The 18,456-nt window shown below is 67.1% G+C and carries 12 protein-coding genes; 6 read left to right on the forward strand and 6 right to left on the reverse strand.

All coding sequences use genetic code 11. The annotated features are described in order from the left end of the window. Positions 1-300 precede the first annotated feature (300 nt). Positions 301-3,645, reverse strand: coding sequence for a GH92 family glycosyl hydrolase (locus ABQZ09_RS07460; RefSeq protein ID WP_349776522.1), 3,345 nt, complete (start codon positions 3,643-3,645; stop codon positions 301-303). 700 nt (positions 3,646-4,345) lie between these two features. Here ABQZ09_RS07460 and ABQZ09_RS07465 point away from each other — a divergent pair. From ABQZ09_RS07465 to ABQZ09_RS07475, 3 genes are read left to right on the forward strand one after another with little or no spacing between them, the layout of a single operon-like run. Continuing rightward, entirely contained in the window at positions 4,346-4,543 is a 198-nt protein-coding gene (locus tag ABQZ09_RS07465; RefSeq protein WP_039406274.1) for a zinc-finger domain-containing protein, read from the forward strand. A gap of 10 nt (positions 4,544-4,553) precedes the next feature. Further along, positions 4,554-5,666: a glycosyltransferase gene (locus ABQZ09_RS07470; RefSeq protein ID WP_349776523.1), complete on the forward strand. Its 1,113-nt coding sequence runs from the start codon at positions 4,554-4,556 to the stop codon at positions 5,664-5,666. Beyond that, positions 5,647-6,981 (forward strand): O-antigen ligase family protein, encoded by a 1,335-nt coding sequence (locus tag ABQZ09_RS07475; protein ID WP_349776524.1) that lies wholly within the window; start codon positions 5,647-5,649, stop codon positions 6,979-6,981. The genes ABQZ09_RS07470 and ABQZ09_RS07475 overlap by 20 nt, the downstream gene beginning before the upstream one ends. A 54-nt stretch (positions 6,982-7,035) precedes the next feature. Here the strand turns inward: ABQZ09_RS07475 and ABQZ09_RS07480 are convergent, their stop codons facing one another. Further along, positions 7,036-7,956 carry an LpxL/LpxP family Kdo(2)-lipid IV(A) lauroyl/palmitoleoyl acyltransferase gene (locus ABQZ09_RS07480; protein ID WP_039406279.1) on the reverse strand — a complete coding sequence of 307 codons (921 nt, stop codon included), beginning with the start codon at positions 7,954-7,956 and terminating at the stop codon, positions 7,036-7,038. 60 nt (positions 7,957-8,016) lie between these two features. Here ABQZ09_RS07480 and waaA point away from each other — a divergent pair, with 60 nt between their 5' ends. Beyond that, positions 8,017-9,333 (forward strand): lipid IV(A) 3-deoxy-D-manno-octulosonic acid transferase, encoded by a 1,317-nt coding sequence (gene waaA / locus ABQZ09_RS07485; protein WP_349776525.1) that lies wholly within the window; start codon positions 8,017-8,019, stop codon positions 9,331-9,333. Positions 9,334-9,612: 279 nt separating this feature from the next. Here the strand turns inward: waaA and ABQZ09_RS07490 are convergent, their stop codons facing one another. The 3 genes from ABQZ09_RS07490 to ABQZ09_RS07500 all read right to left on the reverse strand — a co-directional run bounded on the left by ABQZ09_RS07490 (position 9,613) and on the right by ABQZ09_RS07500 (position 12,454). After that, the gene (locus ABQZ09_RS07490) at positions 9,613-10,995 is read right to left on the reverse strand and encodes a TolC family outer membrane protein (RefSeq protein ID WP_039406284.1); all 1,383 of its coding nucleotides are present in this window, start codon (positions 10,993-10,995) and stop codon (positions 9,613-9,615) included. Between the two features lie 20 nt (positions 10,996-11,015). Further along, a complete protein-coding gene (locus ABQZ09_RS07495) occupies positions 11,016-11,672 on the reverse strand; it encodes a protein-L-isoaspartate O-methyltransferase family protein (RefSeq protein WP_047696996.1) in 657 nt (218 codons plus the stop codon). A 128-nt stretch (positions 11,673-11,800) separates the two neighbouring features. Next, a complete protein-coding gene (locus ABQZ09_RS07500; RefSeq protein ID WP_047696950.1) occupies positions 11,801-12,454 on the reverse strand; it encodes a TetR/AcrR family transcriptional regulator in 654 nt (217 codons plus the stop codon). Between the two features lie 312 nt (positions 12,455-12,766). Here ABQZ09_RS07500 and ABQZ09_RS07505 point away from each other — a divergent pair, with 312 nt between their 5' ends. Further along, positions 12,767-15,763 carry a two-component regulator propeller domain-containing protein gene (locus tag ABQZ09_RS07505; protein WP_349776526.1) on the forward strand — a complete coding sequence of 999 codons (2,997 nt, stop codon included), beginning with the start codon at positions 12,767-12,769 and terminating at the stop codon, positions 15,761-15,763. 207 nt (positions 15,764-15,970) lie between these two features. Here the strand turns inward: ABQZ09_RS07505 and ABQZ09_RS07510 are convergent, their stop codons facing one another. Beyond that, the gene (locus ABQZ09_RS07510) at positions 15,971-16,849 is read right to left on the reverse strand and encodes a LysR family transcriptional regulator (protein WP_349776527.1); all 879 of its coding nucleotides are present in this window, start codon (positions 16,847-16,849) and stop codon (positions 15,971-15,973) included. Positions 16,850-16,969: 120 nt separating this feature from the next. Between ABQZ09_RS07510 and leuC the strand changes: the two genes are divergently transcribed. Then, a complete protein-coding gene (gene leuC, locus ABQZ09_RS07515; protein ID WP_349776528.1) occupies positions 16,970-18,418 on the forward strand; it encodes a 3-isopropylmalate dehydratase large subunit in 1,449 nt (482 codons plus the stop codon). The last annotated feature ends 38 nt before the right edge of the window (positions 18,419-18,456 follow it).

Genomic DNA, 18,456 nt, shown 5'->3' on the forward strand with positions numbered 1-18,456 from the left:
GACCGAGCGTTGCTTGAGTTGAAGCGGTAAGCGCTCGGTCGACAAGACAACAGCCGTAAAGCGTCTCGCCCGACATGGTGTTGCGAGGCGCCCACCACTCGGCGCCCAGTCCGCGGCAACGACTCAAAAGCCCCTCTCCCCGCGGGAGAGGGGTTGGGGTGAGGGTACGGTTCACCAGACCTGCCCACGTTGCAGTGGGGCCTAACTCCCGCAGCAGTCGTGCGCTTTTGCTGTTTGCGTCCACGTCAGTCCACTTGCCCATCAACAGCAGTGCGACCATGGATTCGATAAAAGCCTCCTTCAACGCACCGCAGGCTCCGCCCCCAGCAGTTCGATCTCCGCCAGCTGCACCTTCGCCGGCGCACTGAAGCGCAGCCGGTATTCGGCATACGCACCAGGCATGGCGATACGAAACGGGCGCGTCTGCAACGGCCATTCGAACGTCTCCTCATCGCGCTGATCGATGACCTTCCACGCGCCATCAGCCGTACGCGCTTGCAAGGTCCATCCACTTGCCGCAAGTACCGCATGGCCATTGGTCAGTGTGTAGAACGTTGGCGTGCCGCGCGCAATGCCGCTAAGCGTCAGTGTCGATGTCGGGGCAATTGCAGCGACCGTTCCGGCATCGTCGTCATGCAACGCAGCCACGTCGCCGCCATCGGCCAGCGTGATGCGCGCCGTGTCTCCGAGCAAATCCCGCAACGGGGCAGGGCGCTTCCCCGCAGGGGTCAACGACGGCGGCGCTTCATCCGCTCCGCTCCCCCAGCGTGAAGGCGCCGGCCCCATCTCGAAGTCCAGCCTCGCACCGTCGGCAATGGCCGCATGCGGCAACCAGGTCTTGCGCCAGGGTTTGCCGTTGACCTTTAGCGATTGCACATACACGTTCTGCGGCGAATTCTGCGGTGCATTGACGACCAGCGTCCCGCCATTGGGCAAACGCACGCTGGCATGCTTGAACAACGGCGAGCCGATCACGTATTCCGGCGCGCCCATGCGCAGCGGATACAGCCCCAGCGATGCGAACAGGTACCACGCCGACATTTCGCCGTTGTCTTCGTCGCCCGCATAGCCCTGGCCGATCTCGCTGCCCAGGTACAGCCGCGCCAGGATCTCACGCGTCAGCTGCTGTGTTTTCCACGGCTGACCGGCATACAGGTACATCCACGGGATGTGGTGCGCCGGCTGGTTGCTGTGCGCATACATGCCCATGCGCACGTCGCGTGCCTCGGTCATTTCGTGGATGACGCCACCGTAGGACCCGGAGAACGCGGCTTCGCCGGTTTCGGGCGTGGCAAAGAAGCGGTCCAGCTTTGCCGCCAGGGCATCACGGCCACCGTAGAGCGCGGCCAGTCCCTGGCCATCGTGCGGTGCGGTGAACGCAAAGGTCCAGCCGCTGGATTCGGTGTAATCATGGCCCCACACGCGCGGGTCGTAGTGCGCGGCATCCACCCGCCACTCACCATCTGCCCTGCGGCCCTGGAAGAAGCCCACGGAGGGGTCGAACAGGGCCGCATAGCCGGCCGCGCGATGACGGAAGTACACCGCTTCGGTTGCATAGCGCTCACGCTCGTGTGCGGTGGTTGCCTGCCTGGACAAGGCATCGGCCATGTTGGCGATACCGAAGTCGTTGAGCGCACCTTCCATCGACCACGACATGCCTTCGTGCGTGTCGGTGTCGGCATAGCCGCGGAAGGTCGAGCGCGCCATGCCCTTGCGGCCCACATGCCGATCCGGCGGCACTACAGTGGCGTTCTTCAGCGCCGCAGCGTACGCCTCGGCCGGGTCGAAGCCGCGCACGCCCTTGAGCCAGGCATCGGCAAACGCCACGTCCGAGCTGGTGCCCACCATCAGGTCGGCGTAGCCGGGCGAAGACCAGCGCGCAATCCATCCTCCTGCACGCGCCTGCTCGATGAACCCCTGTACCAATGTTCCGGCCTGGTCGGGTGCAAATAGCGCATACGCCGGCCATGCGGTGCGAAAGGTATCCCACAGCCCGTTGTTGACGTAGACCCGGCCATCGCGGATCGGCGCAAAGCTGCGCACCGCGCTGCCATCGATGTTGTCGTCCGACCAACTGTTCTGGCTGGCGTAGCGCCAATCGGGCGCGTCGGCGCTGCCGACGTTTTCGTGTGCCGAGTTCGGATAAAGGTGCAGCCGATACAGGTTGGAATACAGCGTGGTGGCCTGATCGTCCGTCGCATCGGCAACTTCGAAACGGCCAAGCAACGCATCCCAGGCATCGCGCGCGCGCGTGGCGACCTGCTCGACACTGGCCTGCGGAGCGATTTCCAGCGCCAGGTTATGCCTGGCCTGGTCGAGCGAAATCAGCGAGGTGGCGATGCGCATCTGCACCTGGCGCGCGCTGCCGGCATCGAACTTGATCCAACCGGTGGGCCGGCCGGTGTCGATGCGGCCGCTGTCCTTCCACGGGCGATCGAAGGTGGCATACACATACATGCGCGTCGCCCCGGTGGACAGCCCGCTGCGCACGTCGGTGTAACCAGCCAGCGTCTGGGTTGCCGCATCCAGGCGCAACCCGCCGCGTGCATCCACGTTGTCGAACAGCAGATTGGCATCGCCCCGCGCCGGGAAGCGAAAGCGGAACAGTGCCGCGTGATCGGTCGGTGCGATCTCGGCGTGCAGGCCGTTATCGAACTGCACCGCATAGCGGTAAGGACGCGCTACCTCGTTGGCATGCGAGAACGCCAGCGCGCGTTTGCCGCGATCGGCCTCCGGCACCCCGGCAGTGAGCGACGGCATCACCTGGAAGGTCTGCCGGTCGCCCATCCAGGGGCTGGGCTGATGGCTGAGCGACAGCGCCTGCAGGCGCGGCCGGTTGTCCGCATCGTTGTGTTCGTTCCACCGGTACAGCCAGGTCAGCGTCCCGGCATCGGTTACCGGTGTCCAGAAGTTGAAGCCATGCGGCACTGCCGTCGCAGGGAAGTTGTTGCCACGCGAAAACGTGCCGTTGGACTGCGTGCCACGTGTGGTCAGCACCCGATCCGATGGACGAACGGGCGCGATCACGGGCACATCGGCAATGGCCACATCGTCGATCCAGCCGACAGCGGTTGCGCCAGCAGGTGGTGCCAGATCCAGCTCGATCGCACGCACGCGGCGCCCCCGCAAACCAGCCACCTCGCCGAGCCGCACCTGCTTGCGTGCCCACTGCTGGGGGTACAGCGTCTTCGACAGCCCCTGCGCACGCGCTCCCAAGGCCACGCCATGCTGGTCACGCGCCAGGGTGTCGGACAACCGCGTGCCGTCGTCCAGCACCAGATCCAGCGACACATACGTCGATGCCACATGATCGCTGCCGACGCTTTCCGGCAGCACCATCCACGACAGCGTGGTCTGCGCATCGATTGCAAGATCGGTGGCAAACAACACACGTCGGCCCCCGGCACCGCTGCTGTCGTAGCGCAACGCGCGTGCGCCGCTGTACCCGGCACCGGGCTTGGCCGCAGACGGCGCGGCAGGACCATTGCCGAGCGCAATCTGCACCCCGCCAGCACTTGCCGCGGCGGGCGCGGGCTGGCCCTGCTCGAACGAGCTTGCAAAGCCGGTGGCGGCCCCTGCAGGCAGCGAGGCGACGGCCAGCGCCGCAACCAACGGCAAGTGCCGCACAACGACAGACAGACTCACGTGCTGGTTTCTCCTGGGGCGTCCGAGGGCGCGCAGTGTTGCGCGGGCCGCAGCGCCGCGTTGCAGCGCTCGGACCCGCGCGTGGCGATCCAACGAGGTCCTGCCGGCGTGGTGCCCGCAGCGCCGGTGCTGGCCGATCGTGGACAAAACACGCAAGGCACGCAAGCGAGCTGGGCACTGCCTCGTCCGATGCGTGGCGGGCGAGCGGAACAAACACTGCGGACAGATCCGCTCGGGACTGCGCAGGTCTCAACATGTGTCTTGACCGGCGTTTCGCGCTTAGTGGCTTGCGAAGTGGACGCTGCCACGCCGCTGATCGACCCGGCTGACCATCTCGCAGCGCAAGGAGAAGGGCATGATGCGCATGGCAGGCAAGGCCGCGTAGTCACCAGCCATGGCGTTGCGTCACCGCAGAAGGCATTACGCACATCAAGCGACGTCGAGCTGCAGGTCATCGATGCGCGTCAATCGACATCACTCCATGTGTGGCCCATGCCGCTCAGGTGACATGGTGCGGCGTTTCAGGCGCCCGGGCGCCGCGTCTGCCCGCGGCAACACGCCGTCTCCACCCCAGGCCTGCCGCCGGCCGTCGAGCACACCGCACGCCGGTCAGGGCACCGTGCCGGCCACCGCGCCACCCTGCGGGTGCGGGCAGGCTGCTAGAATCCGCGCTCTGTCTTCGTTTCCCGACTGCACCGCCATGAGCCAGACCGCCACCGCGCCCGCCAATGCCGAAACGCGCTACACCGTGCAGCGGGCAGACCTGCCGCTGAGCTGCCCGACGCCGCAGATGGCGCTGTGGAACTCGCATCCGCGCGTGTACCTGCCGATCGAAGACGAACCCAACGGCGAAGCCAAGTGCCCGTACTGCGGCGCGTTGTTCGTGCTCGCCGACTGATCCTGGCCGGATGCACCGCCTGACCGTGGTGCAATTGCTGCCGGCGCTGCAGTCCGGCGGCGTCGAGCGCTCCACCTTGGAAATTGCCGCGGCGCTGGTGCGCGCCGGGCATCGTGCCGTGGTGGTATCGGCCGGCGGGCGCCTGGTGCAGCCGTTGCTGGACGCCGGTGGCGAGCACCTCACCCTGGATATCGGCCGCAAGTCGCTGCTGACCCTGCGGCATGTGGTTGGCCTGCGCCGGCTGTTTGCCGAACTCGGTGCCGACATCGTCCATGCGCGGTCGCGCCTTCCGGCGTGGCTGGGCTGGTACGCGTTGCGCGGGATGCCGGCCGCGACCCGGCCACGCTTCGTCACCACCGTGCACGGGCTCAATTCGCCCAGCCGCTACAGCGCGGTCATGACCTATGGCGAGCGGGTCATCTGCGTCTCGCAGACCGTGAGTGACTACGTCCGCGCGCATTACCCGCAGACCGACCCGGCGCGCATGCGCACCATCCCGCGCGGTGTGGATATCGCGCAGTTTCCGCGTCGCCTCGGGGCCGACCGGCGCGCGCGCGCCTGGGCGCAGACACTGCTGCCCGGCCTGCCGGCCGACGCATCGTTGCTGCTGCTGCCCGGACGCGGCACCCGTCTGAAGGGTCATGCCGACGGCCTGCAACTACTGGCCGCGCTGCGCGCGTCCGGCGTGCCGGCCTGGCTATGGCTGCCGGGCGCGCGCGAGCCCGGGCGTGAAGCCTATGTACGCGAGCTGGAAGCCGAGGCCGCGCGCCTGGGTGTGGCCGCGGCGGTCGCCTTTACCGAGCCCACCGCGCGCATTGCCGAGGCCTACGCCGCCAGCGATCTGGTGTTGCAGCTCTCGCGCAAGCCAGAGGCCTTCGGCCGCACCGTCGTCGAAGCGTTGGCAGTGGGCCGCCCGGTCCTGGGATGGGCGCATGGCGGGGTTGGCGAATTGCTCGCCGAGCTGCAGCCTGCCGGCGCGGTGCCGGCCTTCGATACCGCCGCGCTGCACGCGCAGGCGCTCGCGCTCCTGCAGCGCCCGCCCGCGCCGCCGGCGGTGCTTCCCTATACGTTGCAGGCCATGCAATCGGCCACCTTGAAGGTCTATGACGAACTCCGCCGCTGAGCCCATCGCGCAAGCGCCCGTGTTGACGCGCGACGTCGGGCGCTGGGCGCCGCTGTGGGTGATCCTGTTCGTTGCCCTGTGGCCCACGCCCGGGCTGGCCGAAACGGTGCTGTCGCTGGGCGCGTTGTTCGCGGCCTACCGCCTGGCGCATGCCCGCTTCCGTGGCGGCACCGGCTTGCTCAGCGGCGCCGCCTGGGCGCTGACCAGCGTGCTCTTCTTTGCCTACTGGCTGCCGCAGATGCTGTCGGCGCTGGATGCGGTGGATGCCGGGCGGGCGCTGCGCAAGTCGGCCACCGACCTGCGCTATCTGCCTTTCATGTGGCTGTGCGCGATCGCGGTGGCCAACGCGCAGCGCCGCCGCCGGACCTTCACCGGCCTGGCGGTGATCGGCGCGGTATGGACGCTGGATGCGTTGTTGCAGGCCGCATCCGGCAGCAGCCCGTTGTTCTTCGCGCTGGATGAACTCAAGCAGCTGATCAGCGGTCACGGGCTGTGCACGCCGCAGGAGCTGGCGCTGGTGGACCGCCTCAGCGGCGTGCTGGGGCCGTGCAATCTCAAGTTCGGGCAGACCCTGGCCAGCCTGTCGCCGTTTCTGTTGCTGGCGCTGGGGCGGCGCAATCGCTGGGCCTGGGCGGGCGCGGCGGCAGCCGTCGGCGTGGTGCTGGTGCTGGCGGGTTCGCGCGCGTCGTGGATCACCTACGGCGTGATCGTGCTGCTCTCGGGCTGGCAATTGCTGGGCGGCCGCCGTCTGGTGGTGGTGGCCGTGGCCGGTGTGCTGCTGGGCGGGGCCGTGGTGGCGGTGGCACCGCAGGCACGCGAGCGTCTGCAGCGCACGGCACTGGCATTCGGCAACGGCGAGCAGGGCGTGGACCACGCCTTGTCCGGGCGCGGCCAGATCTGGGGCGCCGCGCTGTGCATGATTGGCGAGCATCCCTTCAACGGTGTCGGCGCGCGCGGGTTCCGGCAGGCGTATCCGGCCTGCAATCCGGCGCCGTCGCAGCCACCGGCCTGGGGCGATGGCCCGGCCTTCCATGCGCACCAGATCGTGCTGGAAATCCTGGCCGAAACCGGCGTGATCGGCCTGCTGCTGTGGCTGGCCGGGGCGGCGCAGGCGTGGCGTGCGTGGCGCTATTCGAGCGTGGGCGCGCGTGAGCAGGCCCGGCCAGCGATGATTGCGCTGGTGGCCACCGTGTTCCCGCTCAATACCCACCTGGCGTTCTATTCCAGCTTCTGGGGCGGGCTGAGCCTGATGCTGGCGGGTTTGTATGCGGGCGCGCTGCTCAACGACGACGCGGAGCAGGCACCGCCGCGCTAGCGACGCCGGCCGATCGATCACCTGCACCTGCAGCACGCTGCAGGGCCGTGGGCGTCACTGGTAGAACGCGCTACGGCCGCCCGGCTGTCGCTTGAAGCGGCGATGGATCCACAGGTATTGGTCCGGCGCCTCGCGCACCATGTCCTCGATCGCCGCATTGACCTGCGTGGTATCGGCGATCACGTCCTCGGACGGGATGCCTGCCAGCGGCGGTGCGATCTTGAGGATGTAGCGGCCGCCTTCGCGGCGATGGAAGTAGGGCACCACTGCGCAACCGGTCAGTCGCGCCAGCTGATGGGTGGCGGTGATGGTGGAGGCCGGGTGCCCGAAGAACGGCACGAACACGGTGTCCTTGCCGCGCATGTCCTGGTCGGGCGCGTACCACAGAAAACCGCCGCGCTTGAGATGCTTGATGGTGGCGCGCAGGTCCTCGTTGGCGAACATGTGCGTGGCATAGCGCAACCGCCCGCGCTTGACCGCCCATTCGAACACCGGGTTGCGGTGCCTGCGGTACATGCCGGCCAGCGGCACGTGGTCGCACAACAGGCGCCCGCACATCTCCAGCGTCATGAAATGCCCGGACACCAGCAGCACGCCACGCTTCTGCTCCTGCAGCCGCTGCAGATGTTCCAGGCCTTCGATCTGCACCCCCGGGCGGATGGCGTCGATGCTGCCCCACCAGGCGCGCGCGAACTCGAACAGGCCCACGCCCAACGCATCGAAGCTGTCGCGCAGCAGTCGTGCCCGCCAGGCATCGTCCTGCTCGGGGAAACACAGCTTGAGGTTGACCTCGGCAGCGCGCCGCCGCGTGCCCGCCGCGCGCATCGCGATCCAGCCCACGCCGCGGCCCAACGCGCGTTGCAGCGTCCAGGGCAGGCGGCCGGCCAGCACCATGACGGCCAGGCCCAGATACATGGGCCAGTGCCTGGGATTGCGCAGGGACGGGCGAACGGCGACGTTGGCGGGTTCTGACATGCGGCAATTCTAAGGGATCGTGCACATGCGCACCTGCGGACGCTCCCGTATCCTGCACGCATGCGGAAAGACCCGATCGAATGGCTGTTGCGCGGGCTGTACTCGGCGCTGCTCTACCTGTTGTTGCCGGTCACGGTGTACCACCTGGTGTGGCGCGGCTTTCGCGTGCGCGAGTATTTCAATCGCTGGAACGAGCGCTATGCCTCGTACACGCATGCCTGTGGCCGTCCACGGGTCTGGGTACATGCGGTGTCGGTGGGCGAGGTCAACGCCGCTGCGCCACTGGTCAACGCCTTGCGTGCGCAGCGGCCGGACATCCGCTGGGTCATCACCACCATCACGCCCACCGGCTCCGAACGCGTGCGCGCCGTATGGGGCGATGCGGTCGACCATGTGTATCTGCCCTACGACGTGCCCGGTAGCGTGGGCCGGTTTCTGGAGCATTTCCGGCCACGGCTGGCGCTGATCCTGGAAACCGAGTTGTGGCCGAACATGCTGTTCGGCTGTCGCGACCGCAAGATCCCGTTGTACATCCTCAATGCGCGGCTCTCGGCGCGGTCGTTGCGCGGTTATCGCGTGCTGGCCCCGTTGATCAGCCGCGCGCTGCGCACGGTGACCTGCGTGGCGGCACAGTCGCAGGACGATGCGGAGCGTTTCATCACCCTTGGCGCGCGTCCGGACCAGGTGGTGGCACTGGGCAATCTCAAGTTCGATATCGCTGCGCCGGCGCAGTTGCAGGCACTGGTCGCGCAGTTTCGCGCGCATGTGCCGGCCACCCGCCCGGTGTGGATTGCCGCCAGTACCCACGAAGGCGAAGAGGCCGCGGTGGCCGATATCCATGCGCGGCTGCTGCTGCAATGGCCCGACCTGTTGCTGCTATGGGCGCCGCGCCATCCGGAACGGTTTCCCAAGGTCGAGGCGCTGGCGCGCGAACGTGGCTGGGCCGTGTCCACGCGCAAGACCCAGCAATGGCCAGACGCGCGCGACAAGGTATTTGTCATCGATACCCTGGGCGAGTTGATGAGTTTTTATGCCTGCGCGCAGGTGGCCTTCGTCGGCGGCAGCCTGCAGCCGATCGGCGGGCACAACCTGCTGGAGCCGGCGGCAGTCGGTACGCCTGCGGTCACCGGCCCGCATCTGCATAATTTTTCCGAAATCTCGCGGCGCATGCGCGAAGCCGATGCGGTGGCCATCTGCGAGGACGCCGAGTGCGTGTACAACGATCTTGTCCGCTTGCTGGGCGATCCTGCACAGCGTGACGCAATGGCCGCCGCTGGCCTGGCCTTGGTCGCCAATGGCAAGGGCGCCGTCGCGCGCACGCTGCTGCACATTGCACAGGATCTGCCGCCGGTGGCGAACGACGGCGCTGCTGCGTAAGGCTTGTTGATCCGGTGCATGACTGCGTGCATCACATGCAGCAATTCTGCAGACGCCAGCTGCCAGATTGCAGCGGTCGTTGCGTTCACCAGTGAGAGCGTGCAACGGTGACTGACGCGAGCCTGGCTTTATCCAACGCAGCGCATCGGGCGTCGTAACGACCGCTTTACCGTACTAACCGAACTTGCAGCAGTCGCCACGAAAAGCGCCCATGCAATCGCCTGGCGCGTACAAAAAAGGCGGGCCTGGGCCCGCCTTTCGCGTTACCGGCGGATCGCCTTACTGCAGCGAGCCGCTGCCCTGCAGCCTGGACTCGGCATCCTGCGACAGCAGGCGGTTGACGTCCTGCAGATCGGTAATGTCGAGCTTGCCGATGGCCTGGCCCAGCAACAGCCGGTTCTGCAGGAAGGTGTAACGCGACTGTGCGTAGTTCAGCTGTGCCTGGAACAGGGTGCGCTGGTTCTGCACCACGTCCAGGACGGTGCGCGTGCCGACTTCCAGGCCGACCTGCGAAGCGTCATAGGCCGCCTGTGCGGAGACCACGGCCAGGCGGCGCGCTTCCACTTCGCTGATACCGGCAACCACGGTTTGATAGGCATTGCGCGTATTGCGATCCAGCGCGCGCTTCTGCTGCTCGTAGGTGTCCTGCTGGATGTCGCGACGTGACAGCGCCTGGCGCACGGCCGACTGGGTTGCGCCGCCAGCGAAGATCGGGATCGACAAGGTCACGCCGATCGAATCGGTATCGATGTCGCGGCCGTTGGTGGTGAAGTTGCCAGCTGCCTGATCCACCGTTCCTTGGCCACCCCAACTGTTGCTGCGGCCGATATTGGCGCCGAGATTCAGGGTCGGGTAATGCCCGGCACGCGCGGCGTTGACCTGCGCTTCGGCCGCGCTGACCTGCAGCTGCTGTGCCTTCAATGCCGGGTTATCGGCAATGGCGGTGGACACCAGTTGATCGACATTGCTGTAGGCCGCCGGGACTTCCGGGCGGAAGTCTTCCGGCAGCGCACGCAAGCCCACCACCGGCTGGCCGGTGAGTTCGGTCAGCGCCTGGTAGTAATCCTTCAGCGTATTGCGTGCGTTGATGGTGTCCGCGCGCGCCTGGTCGTACTGGGCACGGGCTTCGTGCACGTCGGTGATCGGCGCCAGGCCAACCTCCAGACGCTTGTCCGCGTAATCGAACTGCTTCTTGGCGGCTGCTTCGTTGGTCTCTGCTGCCGCGAGCGATTCGATGCCCACCAGCACCTGGAAGTACGCCGCCGACGTACGGGTGATCAAATCGTTGTTCGCCGACGCCAGCGTGAAATCGGCTGCCTTGGCGATTTCGCGCTGGGCACGCAGGTTGGCGAACTGGGCCCAGTTGAAGATGGTCTGGCTGCCCTGGATCGCGTACTGCCGCTGCTTGGTCGTCGAACGACCGTCAACCCCTTCCAATTCGCGATGCGCCTGGGTGAATCCGGCAGTGCCGTCCAGCTGCGGCAACAATGCCGCGCGCGCCTGTACCTGGCCTTCCCGATTGACCAGGCGCGTGGACTCGGCCACGGCCAGTTGCGGATCGCCGTTGCGGGCCATTTCGTAGACCTGCAGCAGGTCGGTGGCGTGCGCAGCCATGGGAGACAGGGCGGCGGCCAGGGCCAGAACGAGGGATCGGCGAATCATCGGGGAAGCTTCCTTGGGAATCAGAATTGGAATCGGGGCGTGGGTGCGGCGCCCTGGAGATAGGCGAGGTCGGTTTCGAACAACGATTCGATGCGCGGGGCGTTGACATCGCCACGGACCAGGACCGCTTCCATCACCGGTTCGTGACCGCGCACGACAAACAGCCGGCCATTCGGGCGCAACCACTGCAGCCACTGGACGGGGAGGGTGTCGACTGCGCCGGTCACGCAGATGGCATCGAAACGGCGCTCGCTCTGCCAGCCGAACACGTCGGCGGTGTCGATCCGGACATTGCTGCCCAGGCCGGTTGCGTCCAGATTGGCGCGCGCGGCGCTGGCCAGCGCGGGGTCGATTTCCAGGCTGACGACCTCGCGCGCGAGCGCCGCCAGGCAGGCGGTGGCAAAGCCGCTACCGGTGCCCACTTCCAGCACGTCTTCGCCCGGCTGCAGATCCAGCGCCTGCAACATGCGGCCTTCGACCACCGGCTTCATCATCTTGTGGCCGGCCGACAGCGGAATCTCCACATCGACATAGGCCAGGGTCTTGTAAGCCTCCGGCACGAAGGCCTCGCGCGGCATGCGCGCCAGCACGTCGAGCACGCGCAGGTCCAGCACGTCCCACGGCCGGATCTGCTGCTCGACCATCTTTTCGCGGGCCTGGGTGAAATCGATCGTCATGGTGCGGTTATCCAACGCGGTGGGGCGGACATTTTACCGGTGCGCGGGGCAACTGGCGCATCTAGCATCGCCGCGCATGGACCACCGGCGCAGTGCCGGAAGTCATCGCCACCAAAGGCCGGGGGCGGTCAGCGGGGTGCATAGGCCCTCAAAAAGAAGTCCACGCTGGATTCGATGTGCTCGTCCACCTGCGCACGGGTGGGCTGGCCGTGCAGGCCGCACATCATCAAGGCGTACAACTCGCCCTTGAGCAGGCAGAAGAACTGCGACGCCGCGCGGGCCAGGTCGGTGATCTCCAGCTGGCCATCGGCCACCCGTGCGGACAGGAAATCCGCCAGCGCCTGTTGGGTCCGCTTGGGGCCGGCGTCCCAGAACATCTCGCGCACATGCACGTCGCCGGTGCCGGGCGCCATCATCATGCGGTGGGTGGAAATGGCCGAGTCGGTACTGACCATGGCGAAGAACGCATGCGCGATCTCGATCAACTGGTCGCGCAATGCACCCTCGGGGGCATGGTCGAACAGGTCGTCCGGCATCATGTGCTGGCATTGCGCGCGGATCGCCTCGGAAAACAGGCTCTCCTTGTCGCCAAAATGGCTGTAGACGGTCAGCTTGGAGACGCCGGCCTGTGCGGCGATCCCATCCATGCTGACCCCGGCATAGCCTTGCTCCATGAACATGGTGCGCGCAGCGCCCAGGATGGCGGCGCGTTTCCCAAGATCCTTGGGACGCCCAGGGCCGTTGCTCTTGGCCTTGGACTTGAGGGGGGGCGAGCTGGACATGTGGTCAATACTAGACCATCGGGTTCTATATTTATACTCGGTGGCCTGAATGCATCAGCGCGCGCGTCGCAACCCACAGCTCTGCACTGCGTGGGAGCGGGCGGCAGATGACCACCCCGCGTGCCCCGTTGTCGCTGAAATAGTGATGAGCCATCACCGTCTCGGCCGAATGCCTCCCGGTGTCATGGTGGTCCCGGCAGCTGTGGGGAATCCACCTAGGGCGGGCCGTAAACCCCGGTGATAGATTTGCCGCAGGCCTGTCCGTGCATACCGACAGGCGGGGCCAGCAGGCACGGACGAGGGGACGGAAGCGTGGACAGGGTCGGGGCGCAGACGCATGCAGGCTGCGTTCGCAGCACAGGTGTGCTGCGGGCGGCGCTGCTGTGGGTCGTGCTGTGCTGCGCGACGCTCGGGTTGCCGCTGGCTGGCGCGCAGGAGCTCGACCACACCGCCTACCACACCGTCACGCGCTGGAACATGGACGACGGCCTGCCGCACAACCTGGTGCATGCGGTGGCCCAGGGCGAGGACGGGCTGATCTGGCTCGGCACCTGGGAAGGCGTGGCGCGGTTCAACGGTCGCGACTTCACCGTCTACGACCGCCAGAACACCCCGGGCGTGGAACTGGGGGGCGTGTTCGTGGTGTTGCGCGACAGCACCGGCGGCATGTTGTTCGGGACCGCCTTCGACGGGGTCTACCGGTACCAGGATGGCAAGTGGCAGCAATTGGGCGATGCCTCGGCGCGCCATCTGGCGGTCAGCGCGTTGCTGCGTCGTGCCGATGGCGCGTTATGGGTGGGGACGCCGCAGACGCTGTACCGGATCGAGCCGGATGGGCGCCTGATCGATGTCGGCCGCCAGGCCGGGTTGCCGCATGCGCGCATCACCGCGCTGTCGGCCGACGACACCGGCGAGCTGTGGGTAGGCACCGAAGTGGGCTTGTACCGGCTGCCGCGCTCCGGCGGTGCAGCAGAAGCCTGGGGCAAGGCGCATGGCATGCAGGCCGTGCCGGTCCGACGGCTGGCCAGCGATCGCCAGGGTGGCCTGCTGGTCGCTGGCGACGATGGCGTGTGGTGGTGGGGCCGCGCCGGCGGACTGCAACGGTTTCGCCAGGGCCAGCGGGTGGATGCGCTGTTGCTGGATCGGCGCGGGCATCTGTGGATGAGCATGCCCAGCGGCACGCTGCTGGTGCATCGTAGCGCCGGGGTGCCCGACGAGCAGGTGCAGATCTCCGGTGTCGCCAGCCCGGCATTGCTGGAAGATGCCGAAGGCCTGATCTGGGTCGGCAGCACCCATGGCCTGTTCCGGATTGCCGAAGGCGCCGCGCACGGCGTCACTCAGGACGACGGGCTGGCCTCCGATTACGTGCGCACGGTGTTGCAGACCCGCGATGGCACCGTGTGGGTCGGCAGTGCGGTCGGCCTGGACCGCTGGCGCAACGATCAGATCACACGGGTGTCGCTGTTGCCCTCCGAGGGTGGCCGGATCCTAGAGCAATCGGTGCTTTCGCTGGCCGATGCCGGCGACGGCGGGGTCTGGGCCGGCACCTACAGCCAGGGCGTGCTGCGGCTGGACGCGCAGGGCAGGGTCTTGGTGCGCATCGGTGCGGACGATGGGTTGCCCTCGCTGTCGGTGCGGGCGGTATTGCCCGATGGCGAGGATCTGTGGATCGGCACCACCGGCGGGCTGGTGCGCTGGCGGCATGGCAAGGCGCGCCGTTACACCGCGGCCGACGGGGTGCCTGACGGTTCGGTGCAGGCGCTATACCGCGATGCGCAGGGCATCATCTGGATCGGGACCGATCGCGGCATGACCGGTCTGTCGCCGGGTGGCAGCACGCGTGCGTGGCTGGGCGAACAGGACTTCCCTGGGCAGAACGCCTTCGACTTCCTGCGTGACGCCGGCGGCGATCTGTGGATCGCCAGCGATCGTGGCCTGCTGCGCCTCCATGGCGAGCAGTTCCGCGTCTACGACCACCGCGTAGGCCTGCCGCGCGACAAGGTGTTCCGCGTGATCGACGATGGTCGCGGCTACCTGTGGCTGTCCAGCAATCACGGCGTGTTCCGCATCGCGCGCAGCGACTTTGACCAGATCGATGCCGGCACCCGCGAGCAGTTGAGTGTGGAGGTGGTGGACCGCAGCGACGGCATGCCCGGGAACCAGGGCAACGGCAGCAGCGCACCGGCCGGTTGGCTGACCTTGTCCGGGCAATTGCTGTTTCCCACCGCCGCCGGCCTGGGCGTGATCGATCCGGCGCGCGTCGGCACCTTGCAAGGTCACCGCGTGCCGATCGTGTTCGAGCGCTTGCTGGTCGATGGCATGGTGCAGCCGGTCAGCGGCCCGCATCGCTTTGGCGCCGAGACGCGGCGCATCGCCATCGGCTATGCCGGGCTGAACTTCCGCGGGCCCGACAAGGTGCGTTACCGCTATCGCCTGGAAGGCTTCGACCCGGAATGGGTGGACGCCGACACGGCCACCGAGGCGGTGTACACCAACCTGCCGCCGGGCCGCTTCCGTTTCCGTGTGCAGGCGATGTCGCTGCCGGTGGACTGGCGACAGACCGCACTCCTTGGCGAATCCAGTCTGGTCATCGCACTGGCCCCGCCGTGGTGGCGTCGTGGCGAGGTGATCGCGCTGGGCGTCCTTGCGCTGGCCAGCCTGATTTACGGGTTTTACCTGTGGCGTACGGCCAGCTACCGGCGAAGCCAGCGCCAGCTCAATACCGTGATCGATCGGCGCACACGCGAACTGCGCGAGAAGAATCTGGCGCTGCAGCAGGCCAGCGCGGAGCGTGAAGCCCTGATGCAGCAGCTGGAATACCGCGCCAGCCATGACGTGCTCACTGCATTGCCCAACCGGCGCGAAGCCGAGCGCGTGCTGCAGCAGTGGTTCGACGCTGCACGCAGCGGTGGCCCGGCACTGGCGCTGGCGCTGATGGACATCGACCACTTCAAGCACATCAACGACGCGTATGGCCATGACGTCGGCGACGCGGTGTTGAGCGCGCTGGGCGATGCCTTGAGCGCCCAGGATCAGGCGCAGTGTTTCGCCGCGCGCCATGGCGGCGAAGAGTTCCTGCTGGCCGCCACCGGGCTTGACGCGGTGCAGGCACGCGCGCTGTTCGAGCGCATGCGGCAACGCCTGGCGGCAATCGAAGTGGATGCGCACGGCACCAGCGTGCAGTGCACCGCAAGCATGGGCATGGCGATGAGCCACGAAGTGCCGACGCGGCGCGAACTGCTGGCATTGGCAGACCGTCGCCTGTACCAGGCCAAGCGGCAGGGGCGCGACCGGCTGGTCGACCACTGACCTCGTGCTGGCGTATTACGCTGTCTGCCGGGTGTAGCAGTGCAGAACAGCGGTGGCTGGATGCGCCTGTTCTTGCGTGCGATGCGTGAGCGCTCCGCAAATGTCTTTATCCTTGTGACACTGTGCGGACCAGCGGCGCAGCAGTGCTGGCAGGTGGGTGCGGATGCGAGCGGAGCATGTCGTGCACCACGCGCTTCAGGGACTGCGTCACGTCTGGTCTGCCTGTGCGTTCAACAGCGCCACAAACGCCTGCGCCGCACGTGACAAGGTACGCCCGCCGTGCGTCACGCAGCCCAGCTCGCGCGACAGCGTCACATCGGCCAGCGGCAGCGCGACGATCTGATGGTCGATCATGCGTTCGGGCAACACGCTCCAGGCCAGCCCGACCGATACCAGCATCTTGATCGTCTCCAGATAATTGGTGGTCATGCGCAGGTGTGGCGCCAGGCCACGCTCGGCAAACAGCCCGGCGACGATGCGATGGGTGAACGTGCCGGGGTCCGGCAGCACTGCAGGATGCGCCACCACGTGGTCTAGCGTCACCTCCCGCAGGGCGGCCAATGGATGGTCGGGCGCCACCACGAACTGCAGATGGTCGTGCCAGATCGGCCGCGCGCGCAGCGGCGCGCGCGTGTCCGGTGCCAGGGTGGTCACAGCCAGTTCGACCTCGCCGCGTAGCACCGCCGCATACGCCAGTTCCGAATCCAGAAACTGGATGTCCAGCGCGGCCTGCGGGTGCTGCGCAGCGAAGCGACGCAGCAACGCCGGTAGGCGGTGCAGGCCCACGTGGTGGCTGGTGGCCAGGCTCAGGCGCCCGCCAACCGAGGCCCCGAGGTGCTCGAGCACGCGGCGGGTGTCCTCCAGTTCGGCAAGAATGCGTTGGGCGCGCGGCAACAGGGCCTGCCCGGCCTCGGTCAGCACCACCTGCCGGCCCAGGCGATCGAACAACCGCGCCGACAGCTGGCCCTCCAGCAAGGCGATGCGCTTGCTCACCGCCGGTTGGGTGAGGTGCAGCGCCTCGCCGGCCGCCGAGAAGCTGCCGCTCTGGGCAATGGCCACGAATGCGCTGAGGCTTGCGAGATCCACTGGCATTCCTGAAATTCATTTGTTGAATAAACAATATGAATTTGCGTTATCCAAGGCAAGCTCCTAGCATCGATCTCAGCCAGGTGGGCGCACCCACCATTCGCCACCCGGATTGCCGCGATGACTGCCAAGACGCTGTACGACAAGCTGTGGGAACTGCATGAGGTCGCCCGTCGTGACGACGGCTCCTCGCTGATCTACATCGACCGCCACATCCTGCACGAGGTGACCTCGCCGCAGGCCTTCGAAGGCCTGCGTCTGGCCGGGCGCAGGCCATGGCGTATCGGCGCCAACATCGCCACCCCCGACCACAACGTGCCGACCACACGTGCCGAGCGCCAGGGTGGGCTGGAGTCGATTTCCGATGAAGTCTCGCGCCTGCAGGTGCAGACCCTGGACGAGAACTGCGACGACTTCGGCATTCTCGAGTTCAAGATGAACGATGCGCGCCAGGGCATCGTGCACGTGGTCGGCCCGGAGCAGGGCGCCACGTTGCCGGGCATGACCGTGGTCTGCGGCGATTCGCATACCTCCACGCACGGTGCGTTCGGCGCGCTGGCGCACGGCATCGGCACCTCCGAGGTCGAGCATGTGCTGGCCACGCAGTGCCTGATCGCCAAGAAGATGAAGAACATGCAGGTGCGCGTGGAAGGCACGCTGCCGTTCGGCGTCACTGCCAAGGACATCGTGCTGGCGGTGATCGGCAAGATCGGCACCGCCGGCGGAAACGGCCATGCACTGGAGTTTGCCGGCAGCGCGATTCGCGACCTGTCGATGGAAGGGCGCATGACCATCTGCAACATGTCCATCGAAGCCGGCGCGCGCGTGGGCATGGTGGCGGTGGACGAAAAAACCATTGCCTACGTCAAGGGCCGTCCGTTCGCCCCCAAGGGCGCCGACTGGGATGCGGCTGTCGCGTTGTGGAGCACGCTGGTCTCCGACCCGGACGCGCACTTCGACACCGTGGTGGAACTGCGTGCCGAAGACATCAAGCCGCAGGTCAGCTGGGGCACCTCGCCGGAAATGGTGCTGGCGGTGGATCAGCAGGTGCCGGACCCGGCCGCCGAGCAGGACCCGACCAGGCGCGACTCGATCGAACGCGCGCTGAAATACATGGGCCTGAAGGCCAATCAACCGATCACCGACATCCGCCTGGATCGCGTGTTCATCGGCTCATGCACCAACTCGCGCATCGAAGACCTGCGCGCCGCCGCCGCAGTGGCCAAGGGCCGCAAGGTCGCTTCCACGATCAAGCAGGCGTTGGTCGTACCAGGCTCGGGCCTGGTCAAGGCACAAGCCGAAGCAGAAGGCCTGGACAAGGTATTTCTGGAGGCCGGTTTCGAATGGCGCGAGCCAGGCTGCTCGATGTGCCTGGCCATGAACCCGGACAAGCTCGGCAGCGGCGAACATTGCGCCTCCACCTCCAACCGCAACTTCGAAGGCCGCCAGGGCGCCGGTGGACGCACGCATCTGGTCAGCCCGGCGATGGCCGCTGCCGCGGCGGTGAGCGGACACTTTGTCGATGTGCGTGAACTCGGGGATTCGGCATTGGGAATTCGGGATTCGTAAAAAAGCGCTCCGCCATCCCCGGCCTTTTCGAATCCCCA

The organism is Xanthomonas sp. WHRI 6106, from assembly GCF_040202405.1.
Taxonomy (GTDB): Bacteria; Pseudomonadota; Gammaproteobacteria; order Xanthomonadales; family Xanthomonadaceae; genus Xanthomonas; species Xanthomonas cannabis.

What these genes read in the sequence shown, in the direction of transcription:
- ABQZ09_RS07495 (WP_047696996.1), bottom strand. Translation starts at nt 11,672, where the DNA reads ATGACGATCGATTTCACCCAGGCCCGCGAAAAGATGGTCGAGCAGCAG.
- ABQZ09_RS07480 (WP_039406279.1), bottom strand. Translation starts at nt 7,956, where the DNA reads ATGTCAGAACCCGCCAACGTCGCCGTTCGCCCGTCCCTGCGCAATCCC.
- ABQZ09_RS07490 (WP_039406284.1), bottom strand. Translation starts at nt 10,995, where the DNA reads ATGATTCGCCGATCCCTCGTTCTGGCCCTGGCCGCCGCCCTGTCTCCC.
- leuC (WP_349776528.1), top strand. Translation starts at nt 16,970, where the DNA reads ATGACTGCCAAGACGCTGTACGACAAGCTGTGGGAACTGCATGAGGTC.
- ABQZ09_RS07475 (WP_349776524.1), top strand. Translation starts at nt 5,647, where the DNA reads ATGACGAACTCCGCCGCTGAGCCCATCGCGCAAGCGCCCGTGTTGACG.
- ABQZ09_RS07470 (WP_349776523.1), top strand. Translation starts at nt 4,554, where the DNA reads ATGCACCGCCTGACCGTGGTGCAATTGCTGCCGGCGCTGCAGTCCGGC.
- ABQZ09_RS07500 (WP_047696950.1), bottom strand. Translation starts at nt 12,454, where the DNA reads ATGTCCAGCTCGCCCCCCCTCAAGTCCAAGGCCAAGAGCAACGGCCCT.
- waaA (WP_349776525.1), top strand. Translation starts at nt 8,017, where the DNA reads ATGCGGAAAGACCCGATCGAATGGCTGTTGCGCGGGCTGTACTCGGCG.
- ABQZ09_RS07465 (WP_039406274.1), top strand. Translation starts at nt 4,346, where the DNA reads ATGAGCCAGACCGCCACCGCGCCCGCCAATGCCGAAACGCGCTACACC.